Annotated in this window: 10 protein-coding genes and 1 pseudogene; 10 read left to right on the top strand and 1 reads right to left on the bottom strand. The window is 59.0% G+C overall.

Annotated features, from left to right (window positions below; translation table 11 throughout):
• Positions 1–105 precede the first annotated feature (105 nt).
• The 4 genes and pseudogenes from AC07W5_RS17350 to AC07W5_RS17335 form a co-directional block, all read left to right on the top strand.
• Positions 106–1,449 carry an aromatic acid/H+ symport family MFS transporter gene (locus AC07W5_RS17350; RefSeq protein WP_495023924.1) on the top strand — a complete coding sequence of 448 codons (1,344 nt, stop codon included), beginning with the start codon at positions 106–108 and terminating at the stop codon, positions 1,447–1,449.
• A 127-nt stretch (positions 1,450–1,576) separates the two neighbouring features.
• Positions 1,577–2,791 (top strand): benzoate/H(+) symporter BenE family transporter, encoded by a 1,215-nt coding sequence (locus AC07W5_RS17345; RefSeq protein WP_495023923.1) that lies wholly within the window; start codon positions 1,577–1,579, stop codon positions 2,789–2,791.
• A gap of 77 nt (positions 2,792–2,868) precedes the next feature.
• Entirely contained in the window at positions 2,869–4,137 is a 1,269-nt protein-coding gene (locus AC07W5_RS17340; protein WP_494992815.1) for an OprD family porin, read from the top strand.
• A 515-nt stretch (positions 4,138–4,652) separates the two neighbouring features.
• Positions 4,653–5,030, top strand: a pseudogene (locus tag AC07W5_RS17335) (methyl-accepting chemotaxis protein); the annotation flags it as partial.
• 20 nt (positions 5,031–5,050) lie between these two features.
• Here AC07W5_RS17335 and AC07W5_RS17330 read toward each other — a convergent pair.
• Positions 5,051–5,296: a DUF2790 domain-containing protein gene (locus tag AC07W5_RS17330; protein ID WP_494992816.1), complete on the bottom strand. Its 246-nt coding sequence runs from the start codon at positions 5,294–5,296 to the stop codon at positions 5,051–5,053.
• 121 nt (positions 5,297–5,417) lie between these two features.
• On the opposite strand from AC07W5_RS17330, the gene AC07W5_RS17325 reads away from it, so the two are divergent.
• From AC07W5_RS17325 to AC07W5_RS17300, 6 genes are all read left to right on the top strand, one after another.
• Complete coding sequence (locus AC07W5_RS17325) at positions 5,418–6,350, top strand: LysR family transcriptional regulator (RefSeq protein WP_494992817.1); 933 nt, start codon at positions 5,418–5,420, stop codon at positions 6,348–6,350.
• A 230-nt stretch (positions 6,351–6,580) separates the two neighbouring features.
• On the top strand, positions 6,581–7,465 hold the full coding sequence (locus AC07W5_RS17320) for a helix-turn-helix domain-containing protein (protein WP_495010747.1): 885 nt from the start codon (positions 6,581–6,583) through the stop codon (positions 7,463–7,465).
• A gap of 152 nt (positions 7,466–7,617) precedes the next feature.
• Positions 7,618–8,976 carry a glutamine synthetase family protein gene (locus AC07W5_RS17315; RefSeq protein ID WP_495023922.1) on the top strand — a complete coding sequence of 453 codons (1,359 nt, stop codon included), beginning with the start codon at positions 7,618–7,620 and terminating at the stop codon, positions 8,974–8,976.
• A 41-nt stretch (positions 8,977–9,017) separates the two neighbouring features.
• Positions 9,018–10,106 (top strand): polyamine ABC transporter substrate-binding protein, encoded by a 1,089-nt coding sequence (locus AC07W5_RS17310; RefSeq protein ID WP_495023921.1) that lies wholly within the window; start codon positions 9,018–9,020, stop codon positions 10,104–10,106.
• Between the two features lie 52 nt (positions 10,107–10,158).
• Positions 10,159–11,457 (top strand): NAD(P)/FAD-dependent oxidoreductase, encoded by a 1,299-nt coding sequence (locus AC07W5_RS17305; RefSeq protein WP_495023920.1) that lies wholly within the window; start codon positions 10,159–10,161, stop codon positions 11,455–11,457.
• A gap of 67 nt (positions 11,458–11,524) precedes the next feature.
• A complete protein-coding gene (locus AC07W5_RS17300) occupies positions 11,525–13,267 on the top strand; it encodes an amidohydrolase (RefSeq protein WP_495023919.1) in 1,743 nt (580 codons plus the stop codon).
• Positions 13,268–13,316 lie beyond the last annotated feature (49 nt).

Below are 13,316 nucleotides of genomic sequence, written 5' to 3'. Positions count from 1 at the left end.
TGACGCCTGCTGTATCACCCGCGTGACCCTGTCGGTGGTGGGTGGCGACGAGGGTTTCGGGGTTTACCCATGCAGTTCTAAAAATAACAACAAGAGACAGACGCCATGCGAAATATCGACGTACATGAAGTTATCGACAACGCGCGCTTCAACCGTTTCCACTGGATGGTGTTGTTCTGGTGTGCCCTGATCATCATCTTCGATGGCTACGACCTGGTGATCTATGGCGTTGTCTTGCCCATGCTGATGAAAGAGTGGGGGTTGAGTCCGCTGGAGGCTGGGGCGCTGGGCAGTTATGCGCTGTTCGGCATGATGTTCGGTGCGCTGTTTTTCGGGCCGCTCTCGGACAAGATCGGGCGAAAGAAAACCATCACCCTGTGCGTCATCCTGTTTAGCGGCTTTACCGTGCTCAATGGTTTTGCCAGCAGCCCCACGCAGTTTGGTATCTGCCGTTTCATTGCCGGTCTGGGCATTGGCGGCGTGATGCCCAACGTGGTGGCGCTGATGAACGAATACGCGCCGAAGAAAATCCGCAGCACGCTGGTGGCGATCATGTTCAGCGGCTATTCGGTGGGCGGCATGCTCTCCGCTGGCCTGGGCATCGTGTTGGTCCCCAGCTTCGGTTGGCAGGCGGTGTTTTATGTGGCGGTTCTGCCGTTGCTGCTGTTGCCGCTGATTATGTACTTCCTGCCCGAGTCGGTGGGTTTCATGCTGCGTCAGGGGCGCAATGACGAGGCGCGCAAAATCCTCGAGCGCGTGGATCCTGGCTATGTCTGGCAAGACAGCGACCGTCTGCACATGACGGAAGTGAAAGGCACCGGCACTCCCGTCCTGCAATTGTTTCGCGAAGGCCGTGCACTGCGCACGCTGATGCTCTGGGTGGCTTTTTTCTGCTGCCTGCTGATGGTCTACGCACTGAGTTCCTGGCTACCCAAACTGATGGCCAACGCCGGTTACAGCCTGGGCTCGAGCCTGTCTTTCCTGCTGGCGCTGAACTTCGGTGCAATCTTCGGCGCGGTGGGCGGCGGGATGTTGGGCGACAAACTCAATCTGCCACGGGTATTGGCGGTGTTCTTCACCATCGCTGCAGTGTCAATCACCTTGCTCGGCTTCAAGAGCCCGACGCCGGTACTTTACCTGCTGATCGCCATCGCCGGCGCCACCACCATCGGTTCGCAAATCCTGCTGTATGCCTGTGCCGCGCAGTTCTACTCCATGGCTATTCGCTCCACCGGGCTGGGTTGGGCGTCGGGTATCGGTCGCAATGGTGCCATCGTCGGTCCGCTGTTGGGCGGCGCGCTGCTGGGTATCAGCCTGCCGTTGCAGCTTAACTTCATGGCCTTTGCCTTGCCGGGGGCGATCGCCGCCACCGCCATGACCTTGTTCGCCATCAGTAGCCAGCGCCGTGCCAACAGCGTTGCGTCCGCGCTGATTACGGCCAGGGCCTGAGGCTGATGAAGGGGAGCATGGCGTTCGCCGTGTTCCCCGGTTGCTCCTGAATCAATCGATTTCCCCCTGACAAGAGCATCCGGGCCGCGTGCCACGGATCGCCTGATGAGCCTTGCGGCGAGGTCCCATGAAAGCGTTGCTCCATGACTTTTCCCTGTCCGCCGCGGTCGCCGGGTTTATCGCCACGGTGATTTCCTATGCCGGGCCTTTGGTGATCATTTTTCAGGCGGCCGAGACTGCCCATCTGCCACGTGACGTGTTGTCGTCCTGGGTGTGGGCCATTTCCATTGGCAGTGCATTGCTTGGCATCGGCCTGAGCCTGCGTTACCGCGTACCGCTGATCATCGCCTGGTCGGCACCCGGGTCGGCGCTGCTGGTGGCACTGCTGCCGGGCATTTCCATGCACGAGGCGGTGGGCGCCTACCTGATCAGCAGTCTGATCATCTTTGTGGTGGGGGTATCAGGTGCCTTCGACCGGATTATCAGCAAGCTGCCAGCGGCGATCGCGGCGGCGATGCTGGCCGGCATTCTGTTCAGCTTCGGTACCGGGTTGTTCGTTTCCTTGCAAGGCAAGCCGCTACTGGTGCTGGCGATGTTCGCCACCTACCTGGTGTGCAAGCGCGTGATACCGCGTTACGCGGTGTTGGTGGTACTGCTGGTCGGTTGCTCCATCGCCTTGCTGGCGGGTGACTTGCATCGCGAGGCGCTGGTGATCGGCCTGGCCACACCGGTGTGGATCACACCGCATTTCAGCCTGAGCGCGACCCTGAATATCGCCTTGCCACTGGTGATGGTGGCGCTGACCGGTCAATTCGTGCCGGGCATGGCGGTTCTGCGTGCCAGCGGTTATGCCACGCCGGCCAGCCCGATCATCGCCAGCAGCGCGCTGGGTACTGCGCTTCTTGCCCCCTTTGGCTGCCATGGTCTGAATCTGGCGGCGATTACCGCCGCTATATGCACAGGGCGTGAGGCCCACGAAGACCCAGGCAAACGTTATGTCGCCGGGGTGGTGGGTGGCCTTTGCTACCTGCTGCTGGGCATCTTCGGCGCCACTCTGGTCTCGCTGTTTTCCGCCTTCCCCAAAGAGCTGATCGCAGCCTTGGCCGGGCTGGCGTTGTTCGCCGCAATCGCAGGTGCACTGGCGGGGGCCATGGCGGTACCGAATGACCGCGAGGCGGCGCTGGTGACCTTGCTCACCACGGCATCGGGTATGTCCCTGTTTGGTTTGTCCGCTGCCTTCTGGGGGCTGATTTTCGGCATGTCCACGCACCTGTTGCTGAGTGCCCGGCGACCCGACTCCGTTACTCAGATAACCCGCGGCCAGGAGGAGGTGGCGCGCTGAGATCCAAGACATCCACATCGAAACCGATGCGGGTGGAGCACTGCAACCTGTCGATCAATAACAATAAGAGCAAAACGATGAAACAGACTTTTCCAGCAACTCGTTCAGTGTTGTCCCTGGCTGTCGCCTTGAGTTTTTCCAGCGGCCTGATGGCCGCCGAGGGTGGCTTTGTCGAGGATGCCAGCGCCACCCTGCAGGCACGCAATTACTACTTCAGCCGCGACTTTTCCGACATCGTCGGGGCGAACAAGCAGTCGAAGGCCGAGGAGTGGGCGCAAGGCTTTATCCTCAACCTCAAATCGGGTTATACCCAAGGGCCGATCGGGGTAGGCGTGGATGCCATGGGGCTGTTGGGCCTCAAGCTCGACAGCAGCCCGGACCGGGCCAACACCGGGTTGTTGCCGGTGCAGGGCGATGGTCGCGCGCCGAATGATTACAGCCGTCTGGAGGCTGCTCTGAAGCTGCGTTACTCGAAGACCGAACTGCGGGTCGGCGAGTTGCAACCCAATCTCCCGGTGTTGGCCTTCAGCGATATCCGTCTGCTGCCTCCCAGCTACAAGGGCACGAGCATCACCTCCAGCGAGATCAATGGCCTGACCCTGCAGGGCGGTCATTTGAGCTCAACCAGCCTGCGCAACGAAGCTGGCGAGCAAAAACTGCAGGCCATGCTCGGTCATCTGCCGCAACGCCAGGTCAGCAGTGATGGCTTCAATTATGCGGGCGCCGATTACGCGTTCAATAACAAGCGTACCTCGGTCAGTGCCTGGTATGGGCAACTGGAGGACATCTACAGCCAGCGCTTCCTGGGCCTCAAACACAGCGAGCCTTTCGGTGATTGGACCCTGGGCGCCAATCTGGGTTACTACGATGCCCGCGAAGACGGTAAAAAGCTGCTGGGTACGATTGATAATCGGGCGTTTTTCTCCTTGCTGTCGGCCAGACACGGGGGCCATACCTTCTACCTCGGGTATCAGGGGATGTATGGCGATAGCGCCTTCCCACGGGTATTCGCCAACGTCTCGCCGCTGGGCAACGAAGCACCGACCTACGAGTTCGCCTTCACCGATGAGCGTTCCTGGCAGGTGCGTTACGACTACGATTTTGCGGCCTTGGGGTTGCCCGGTCTGACTAGCACAGTGCGTTACATCACAGGCAATAACGTCGACACCGGCAAGGGCTTCGAAGGCAAGGATCGCGAGCGCGACCTCGATCTCGGCTACGTGGTGCAGAGCGGAACCTTGAAGGGGCTCGGGATGCGGGTGCGCAACGCCGTGGCGCGCTCCAACTACCGCAGCGATATCGACGAAAACCGCCTGATCCTCAGTTACACCTGGACGCTGCGTTGATCGGCATGGAGGTTCATATGGCACGAAAAGTCTGGGCCGGGTTGCTGTTGTCTGCAGCAGGCATAGGTGCAGTGGTGTTGGCCTGGGGCGATAGCGGGCGCCTGTTGCTGGCCGCAGGGATAAATCTGGCGTTGCTGCTCGGGGCCGTGCTCTATCACCGCCAGCCAGTGGTGGTGCTCGAGGATGACGTGGAGCGCGAACCGCAACCGCCTGTGCTCAGTGCGCCAGTGGCCGTGGTGCAGACGCTGACGCAGGTGCCCGAACCTGTGTGGCCGGGCGCACAAGTGCAGGCCACCCTGGAGCAGTTGACCCAGGCGGTGCTACAGACTGAGGAGGACATGCGCTTCGCCGATCAGTTGGCGCGGGCGGCGGGCGAGCGAGTGAAGTCCAGCGCGCAGAGTATGCAATCTTCGGCGAGCGTGCTGAGTGATCTGAACCTCTATTTGCAGCGTCTGGATCAGGTGTTCGACGAGCTGGGCAGTCAGTCGGTACGAATCGGTTCCATTGTCGGCAGCATTCAGGACATCGCCCGACAGACCAATCTGCTGGCGTTGAATGCCGCCATCGAGGCAGCACGAGCCGGCAGCCATGGCCGAGGTTTTGCGGTGGTGGCAGACGAGGTGCGCAATCTATCCCGCCAGGCCGCCGACTCCAGTGCTCAGATCAGGCAGATCGCTACGGGCCTGGAAAAGTCCGCCGAGGACGCGCGGCAAGGCATCGAGCACCTGACGGTTTCAACCCGGTTGGGGCTGGAGAAGGCTGAGGTCGCGTTGCACTCAATGGGCGAGCTGCGCACGGGTGCGGTGGCCAGGGTGGAGGTGGTCGAACGCATCATGCAACGGCTGGCCAGCCTGCATGAACTGGCATTGCATGCGGCGCGGCTTGTCGCATGAGTAGCGCTGCCCGGGCTTGATCAAGAGTTGCCCGAGCAGCCGCCCATGACCTGGTAAACCAGGCGATGGGTTTCACCCTGGTGATCGACATAGACCATGGTCGCGGGCACCACTTCACAGGCGTTTGCAGTGGGCGATACCGAGATGACCTTGGCGATATCGAGTGGCTGCGCGGGGTTGTACTGAGTCGCAGGGACTTGTTCGTCGCCGGCCGCCATGACCGAGGTGGCGATGACTGCCAGAAACAGACTGATCAACGTTTTCATTTCATTTTTCTCCTTGGTGATCCTGATGCCTGAAGTCTATTCCCTGCCTGTTGTAGATAAAGAGGGGTTTGCTTGATGCAGCCTTACATGAAACGCAACAGTCAGTGCGCCCGGAGGGCATATGGACCTGCTCAATAGCCTGCGGGTATTCGTCCGCGTGGTCGATAGCGGCAGTTTTACCGCAGCAGCGCAGGCACTCGATTTCTCTACCGCGCAAGTTTCACGGTTGGTGGCGGATCTGGAGCAGCATGTGCAGGCGCGCCTGCTGCAACGCACCACCCGGCGCCTGCGGTTGACCGAAGCCGGCGAGCGCTTTTTGCGGCGTGGCCGGCAGATACTCGAGGAAATGGACGAAGCCACCGCCGAAGCCCGCGACGCCCATCTCAACCCCAGTGGTCGGCTTCGGGTGCACAGCCTGAGCGGTTTGGGTGTGCTGATCACACCGCTGATCGCCCGTTATAGCGAGCTCCATCCTGAGGTGGTGTTCGAGCTGACCCTGTCTCAGCGCAATCCGGACCCGCTGGAAGAAGGTCATGATGTGGTCATCTCGATTGCCCAGGAATTGGCCGACTCGCAATTTGTCGCACAGGTCATCGGGCAGATTTACAGCCTGCCTTGCGCCTGCGCGCAATACTTGCAACGCCATGGTGTACCGGGAGCGCCTGTGGACCTGAATGAGCATCGCTGCTTACGCATGCTCGATCCGTTGTACCACGATGAATGGGTATTCCATGACGAGCGGGGCGGGTACAGCCTCGTACCCGGCAAGACCTTCCAGAGCAATGTCGCCGAGTCTATGGTCAAGGCCTCTGAAGCGGGCATGGGCATCAGCCTGCTGCCTTTCTATACCGCGACCCGTCCGGTCAGCGAAGGCAAGTTACTGCGTGTGCTGCCGGCCTATCGCCTACGTGAACGGCATGTCTACGCAGTCTATCCATCGCGGCGTTTCCTCGATGCCAAGGTCAGAACCTGGGTGGACTTTCTCAAGGTGGAGCTGCCCAAGCTGTTTGCCGAGCATGAGGCGGTCATGAACGACCCACGCCACTGGGCCTGATGCCAGCACCTTTGCAGAGGGGAAGGCGCAGATGCTCCTCAACCGGTGCCCCACCAACCAGGCCCCGATGGCTGAATCGGCGCCCCCCGTTGCTATTTGACGAACGCCTGCATGCCGCTGGTTTCAAGTCTGTTTGCGCTGTTTTTTACACGCTGATAGGGTGCGCTGATAATAATTATTACTGGCTTCGTCCGGCGCCTCCGGGCGGGGATACAAGGAAGGAAAACAGCATGCAGATTCAATCCCACGACACTGCGGATGTGGATCAGCAACTTGTCATCGCCGGTTGGCAGGAGCATTACCAGCAAATGTCACCCGGTTGTTTCCAGGGCAAGGTTGTGCACATGGAGCTGGGTGGCGTTGAGGTGTATGAAGAGCGCATGAATACGCGGATAGAACAGCATTTCCATGCGCCCGCTGATTCATTGGTATTCAGTTTCGATACTCGCAATGGCTCGCTGTATTTACTCAACGAGGAAAGTCAAAACACCTGGATCACGCCGGAAAACTATAAAGAAGTAGCCGTCGTGATTGGTCCTCAGTACCTCAAACAACTCAATAGCCTGAATTTGAGCAGTCTTGATGGATTGTTCCTGACGCCGCTGGTTTCCCAGCAAAGCCAGGTCTTCGGTCGCTGGTTGAGCAGCACGCTGCAACAACTGGTCGCAGCACCGTCCCAGGTGGTCGAAGAGGGCCTGGCGCAACAGCTGGTCGACGATTGCCTGTATATCCTCGACTGCCCGAGCCAGACCCTGGATCGGGCAAGCCAAAAACATCTGGCCCATGACCGCCGGCTCATTCAGCGGGTGTTCGATCTGGTCATGGCTTGCCCGCAAGAGCATTTCAATGCCCTGCAACTGGCCAGTGGCGCCGGGGTGTCTGTGCGTCAGTTGCAGCAAAGCTTCACCTCCTTTACCGGTGTGTCTCCCAGCCAATGGCAACGACTGCGCCGATTGAACTTCGCACGCCGTGATTTGCTGCGCACCTCGGCAGGTGAAACCACCGTGGCGGAAATCGCCATGCGCTGGTCATTCTGGCACTTGGGGCGTTTCTCAGAGGCCTATCGCGGCCTGTTCGGCGAGCTTCCCAGCTGCACACTCTTGCGCTCGCGCTAAGTAGCCAACGCCCACGCGTTCACGCCCCAAAATGGGGCATGAACAAACGCGCAAATCGGATAGAAGCCAGCCGCCTCACGATTGCACTATCTCCTTGAAGCACGGAACTGGGCCGCCATGGGGCGCTCGGGCATTTCCCTGTACGAGGCGTTATGAAAGGCAATCTGGATCGACTGAGCCAATGGCTCAAAGAAAACAAAATCACTGAAGTCGAGTGCCTGATCTCTGATCTGAGCGGCATTGCTCGGGGCAAAATATCTCCAACCAACAAGTTCCTCAACGAGCAGGGCATGCGCCTGCCGGAGAGTGTGTTGTTGCAGACGGTCACCGGCGATTACGTCGAAGACGATATCTACTACGACCTGCTGGATGCGGCGGATATCGACATGCACTGCCGCCCGGACGAAGGCGCGGTGTTTATCGTGCCATGGGCTCTGGAGCCCACCGCACAGGTGATTCACGACACTTATGACAAGCAAGGGAATCCGATTGAACTGTCGCCGCGCAACATCCTGAAAAAGGTGTTGAAGCTCTACACGGAGCGCGGCTGGAAGCCAATCATTGCGCCCGAAATGGAGTTCTACCTGACTCAACGCAGCCCTGACCCGGATTACCCGTTAAAACCACCGATTGGCCGTTCCGGTCGCCAGGAAACAGGGCGTCAGTCCTATTCGATCGAGGCGACCAACGAATTCGATCCGCTGTTCGAAGACATGTATGACTGGAGCGAGGCCCAAGGCCTGGACCTGGATACCTTGATTCACGAAGAAGGCACTGCGCAGATGGAGATCAACTTCCGTCACGGAGATCCGTTGTCCCTGGCCGATCAGATCATCGTTTTCAAGCGGACGCTGCGCGAGGCGGCTCTCAAACACGATGTCAGCGCCACGTTCATGGCCAAGCCAATGACCGGCGAGCCGGGTAGCGCGATGCATTTGCACCAGAGCGTGGTGGACCTGAAAACCGGTGCATCGGTGTTTTCCAATCCCGATGGCAGCATGAGTGAGTTGTTCATGCACCACATCGGCGGGTTACAGAAATACATTCCCGAAACCCTGCCGCTGTTCGCGCCCAATGTGAATTCGTTCCGTCGTTTTCTACCCGATACCTCGGCGCCGGTTAACGTCGAATGGGGGGAGGAAAACCGTACGGTCGGCCTGCGTGTGCCGGATTCGGATCCGCAGAATCGTCGGGTCGAAAATCGCCTGGCCGGTGCTGATGCCAACCCTTATCTGGCCCTGGCGGCCAGCCTGCTGTGCGGTTACGTGGGCATGGTCGAGGGGATCGAGCCAAGCCCGGCGGTTGTCGGCCGCGGTTATGAGCGGCGCAACCTGCGCCTGCCGCTGACCCTGGAGGCGGCGCTCGAACGCATGGAGCACTCGGACATCACCAAAGAGTATCTGGGCGAGCGTTTCACCAAAGGCTTTGTCGCGGTCAAACGGGTCGAGCACGAGAACTACAAGCAGGTCATCAGTTCCTGGGAACGGGAGTTCCTGTTGCTCAGCGTGTAGTACCCCACATTCTCAAATGTACCCACAGCAAGGACATGTGAATGAAACGATTCGCGCTAAAACTCATGCTCACAACGCTCTGCGGTCTGGCTGGCCAGGCTTCGGCGCAAAGTATGGTGAATATCTATAACTGGACCGATTACATCGCTGAAACCACGCTCGCGGACTTCCAGCGGGAAACCGACATCAAGCCGGTCTATGACGTTTTCGACTCCAATGAAACCCTGGAAGGCAAGTTGCTGGCCGGGCATACCGGCTATGACGTGGTGGTGCCGAGCAATCACTTTCTCGGTCGGCAGATCAAGGCCGGGGCTTTTCAAAAGCTCGACAGGACGCAACTGCCCAACTGGAAGAACCTCGACCCGGTGTTGCTGCAACGCCTGCAAGCCAACGATCCGGGAAATCAGTACGCCGTGCCGTATTTGTGGGGTACCAATGGCATTGGTTACAACGTTCAGAAGATAAAACAGGTGTTGGGCGTCGACACCATCGACTCCTGGAGCACGTTGTTCGAGGTCGAGAACCTCAAGAAGCTGCAGGCCTGCGGCGTCGCCTTCATGGACTCCGCAGACGAGGCTATGCCGGCAATGCTCAATTACCTGGGACTGAACCCCAACAGCACCCGGCTGGAAGATTACAAGGTCGCGGAGCGCAAACTGCTGACCTTGCGTCCTTACATCACCTATTTCCATTCCTCCAAATACGTCTCGGATCTGGCCAACGGAAACATCTGCATCGCCTTCGGCTATTCAGGCGATGTGTACCAGGCAATCCATCGTGCCCAGGAGGCCGGGAACGGAGTCAAGATCGCCTACACGGTCCCGAAGGAGGGCGGCAACCTCTGGTTCGATATGTTGGCCGTTCCGGCCGATGCCAAAAACCCCGAACAAGCTCATGCTTTCATCAACTATCTGCTCAAACCCGAGGTGATTACCAAGGTCAGCGAGTATGTGGGCTACGCAAATGCCAATACCCCGGCTACGGCACTGATGAGTGAGGGCATCACCGGCAATCCATCGATCTATCCCCCCGAATCGGTGCAGGCAAAGCTCTACGTCTCGACGCAACTGCCACCCGACATCATGCGCTGGATGAATCGTTCCTGGAGCAACCTCAAGTCCGGGCGTTAACCCCTGCGCCGGGTTGCAACTTGCGCCCGGCAACTGATAGGTAGTAGCTCTTATGACGTCCCAGTTTTCTTCACCGCAGTCGTATTACAGCGCCACTCGAAATCGTCAGCTCGACTGCCCGCCACTTGAAGGCCAGGCACAGGCTGATGTGTGCATCGTCGGTGCTGGTTTCACCGGATTGAATACGGCAATCGAACTGGCTGAACGGGGCCACTCGGTGATCGTTCTGGAGGCACACCAGATAGCCTGGGGCGCCACCGGACGCAATGGCGGTCAGTTGATTCGTGGCATTGGACACGACCTTGGTGCGCACGAAAAAGCCATCGGTAGCGAAGGCGTAAAGGTGCTTGAGCAATTGGGCCTGGACGCGGTTGATTTGGTCCGTCAGCGGGTACAGCAGCACGGCATCGAGTGTGATTTGCGCTGGGGCCACTGTGAACTGGCGAACACCCCCCGACATTTCCAGAACCTGTTGGCGGAGCAGGAGGCACTCAAAAACCAGAGTTACCCTCACAAGGTCGAGCTGGTCGAACAACGCGACATGCACAAAGTAGTGGGTTCTGATCGCTATGTCGGCGGCCTGATAGACGAGGGATCGGGGCATCTGCATCCGCTCAACCTGGCATTGGGCGAGGCCGCTCTGGCCCAACGTCTGGGCGTACGCTTGTGCGAAAACAGTGCGGCCGTTCGTATCGAATATGGCAGCAGCATTCGTGTGCACACCGCCAACGGTGTGGTTCACGCCAAGACGCTGGTACTCGCCGGCAATGCCCATCTGGGTGATCTGGAACCGGCACTCAGCGGCAAGGTGCTTGCTGCCGGCAGCTACGTCGTGGCGACTGAACCGTTGAGCGAGGCCCTTGCCCAGACACTGATACCCGGCAACCGGGCGCTGTGCGATCAGCGTGTGGGGCTGGATTACTATCGTTTGTCGGCGGATCGGCGGTTGCTGTTTGGTGGCGCGTGTCACTACTCAGGACGGACCCTCAAGGATATCGCTGGCTACATGCGCCCGAAAATGCTCGAGGTGTTTCCACAGCTAGCGGCTAAACGCATCGACTTTCAGTGGAGCGGGATGATTGGCATCGGCGCCAACCGACTGCCGCAGATTGGTCGCTTGCAGGCTCAGCCTAATGTGTTCTACGCCCAGGCTTACGCCGGGCATGGGCTCAATACCACGCACATGGCGGCTCGGCTGGTGGCTGAAGCCATCAGCCTTGAACACAGCAAAGGTTTCGACCTGTTCGCCAGCGTGCCGCACATGACTTTTCCCGGCGGCAAACTGCTGCGCTCTCCCTTGTTGGCAATGGGCATGTTTTGGTACCGGCTCAAGGAAATCGCAGGCCACTGATTCGCTCAGTCGCCAAGAGCAAAACCAAGATAAAAACAAAAAAATGTAAACATAAAAGGATGTTCAGATGAAGCGATTTACCCCGTGCTTACTGGCGGCAATGCTAACGCTCCCCTCACTGCAGGCCATGGCGGCGGCGGACCTGGTACTCACCAATGGCAAGGTATTTACCGGCATTCCCGGGCAAGCCTTGGCTAAAGCAGTTGCGGTAGAAAACGGCAAGATCCTGAAAGTCGGTAGCGATGCAGACATCAACGCACTGGCCGACGCCCATACGCAACGGATCGATCTCGCCGGCAAGGTCTTGATGCCGGGCATGATCGACAGCCACAGTCACCCGGTGATGGCCGGCATGGCTAGCCTGCGCGCAAATCTAAATGACGAAGTAAAACCGCTGGCCGACCTTGAGCAATGGATCCTGACCGAGGATCAGGCCGGTCACGCGCGCATGGCGGACGTGGTTAGCATTGCCGGGGTCAGCTCGGCCTATTGGGAACAAAGCCGCGAACTCGGCAAACGCTTCAATCAGGGACGCTGGGCCGAGCAACCGGTGGTACTGAACGGTATTGACGGTCATACCGGCTGGGCCAATAACGCCATGCTCAAGCGCCTGAAGATCGATGCTGCACTGGTCAAAAGCCTGCCGGAAAAAGAGCGCAACTATATCGGCCACGAAGCGGACTTCACACCCAATGGTTATTTTGCAGAAAATGGCTGGGACCGGGTCCGCAGTCAACTTCCCGCACCCCCCGCAGAGCTCATGCTGAACGCCACCCGCGAGGCGGTGAAAATCAACAACCAGTACGGCGTCACCGCCTGGATGGACGCAGCGGCTAATGCCGGCAGCGGTGACTCACTATTCGAATTCACCCCCACTGAGCAGAGTTACGGTGTACTGCCGCTCTACCGCGAACTGGCAGAGAAGGGCGAACTCAGCGCACACGTCGCCGCTTTGCTGATCACCAATCCGAAAAGCAAGCCGGCCGACCTGGAAGTTCTGGCCAAGGTGATGAAAAAATACGAGGGCGTACCCAACCTGACCTTCCCGGGTATCAAGGTCTTTGCAGACGGCATCATGGAGTTTCCAGGGCAATCCGCCGCGGTTATCGACCCGTTCAAGAACAGTCTTAAAAGTGGCCAATTGCTAATCGACCCGGCGCACTTTGGTGAGCTGGTGGTGGCGGCAGAAAAGCGCAACTGGATCGTGCACATGCATGCCGTTGGCGACCGCGCGGTCCGTGAGTCACTCAATGGCTTTGAATATGCACGCAAGCTCAACCCGACGCCGATGGCCCATAGCATCAGCCACCTGCAACTGGTCAACCCCAAAGAGTTTCCGCGCTTCAAGCAGCTTGGGGTGATCGCCTCCATGCAGCTACTCTGGGCCACTGGTGAGGACTACACGGTGAAGTTGGTCAAACCCTATATCAGTGCCTTTGCCTACCGTTACCAGTATCCCGCGCAGTCCCTGCATAAAGCTGGCGCCATGATTGCCGGGGCCAGCGATTGGCCGGTTTCCAGCCCCAATCCGTGGAACGCCATTGCTCAGGCCAACACTCGGAAAGGTCCGCTGGGTGTGCTGAATGCCAAGGAAAGCATTGATCGTCAGACCATGTTCTACGCCTACACCATCAACGCCGCCAAAGCCCTGCGTCTGGATCAGCAGATTGGCTCTCTGGAGCCCGGCAAACAGGCCGACCTGATCATCCTCGACCGCGATGTATTCAAGGTCAGCGACGACGAGTTGTTCGACACCAAGGTCCTGAAAACCTTTTTCGCCGGCAAGCAGGTTTACGCCCCCGACGCCTGACAACCCACGCGCCCACGCCACGTAACACACCTGACGCCGCGCGTTGCGG

It is taken from the genome of Pseudomonas sp. GW821-FHT01E05, from assembly GCF_059422425.1.
Note: the sequence above shows the minus strand (reverse complement) of the source record. Positions and strands in the feature narration are given on the sequence as shown.

What these genes read in the sequence shown, in the direction of transcription:
- AC07W5_RS17345 (WP_495023923.1), top strand. Translation starts at nt 1,577, where the DNA reads ATGAAAGCGTTGCTCCATGACTTTTCCCTGTCCGCCGCGGTCGCCGGG.
- AC07W5_RS17350 (WP_495023924.1), top strand. Translation starts at nt 106, where the DNA reads ATGCGAAATATCGACGTACATGAAGTTATCGACAACGCGCGCTTCAAC.
- AC07W5_RS17300 (WP_495023919.1), top strand. Translation starts at nt 11,525, where the DNA reads ATGAAGCGATTTACCCCGTGCTTACTGGCGGCAATGCTAACGCTCCCC.
- AC07W5_RS17340 (WP_494992815.1), top strand. Translation starts at nt 2,869, where the DNA reads ATGAAACAGACTTTTCCAGCAACTCGTTCAGTGTTGTCCCTGGCTGTC.
- AC07W5_RS17310 (WP_495023921.1), top strand. Translation starts at nt 9,018, where the DNA reads ATGAAACGATTCGCGCTAAAACTCATGCTCACAACGCTCTGCGGTCTG.
- AC07W5_RS17325 (WP_494992817.1), top strand. Translation starts at nt 5,418, where the DNA reads ATGGACCTGCTCAATAGCCTGCGGGTATTCGTCCGCGTGGTCGATAGC.
- AC07W5_RS17305 (WP_495023920.1), top strand. Translation starts at nt 10,159, where the DNA reads ATGACGTCCCAGTTTTCTTCACCGCAGTCGTATTACAGCGCCACTCGA.
- AC07W5_RS17330 (WP_494992816.1), bottom strand. Translation starts at nt 5,296, where the DNA reads ATGAAAACGTTGATCAGTCTGTTTCTGGCAGTCATCGCCACCTCGGTC.
- AC07W5_RS17315 (WP_495023922.1), top strand. Translation starts at nt 7,618, where the DNA reads ATGAAAGGCAATCTGGATCGACTGAGCCAATGGCTCAAAGAAAACAAA.
- AC07W5_RS17320 (WP_495010747.1), top strand. Translation starts at nt 6,581, where the DNA reads ATGCAGATTCAATCCCACGACACTGCGGATGTGGATCAGCAACTTGTC.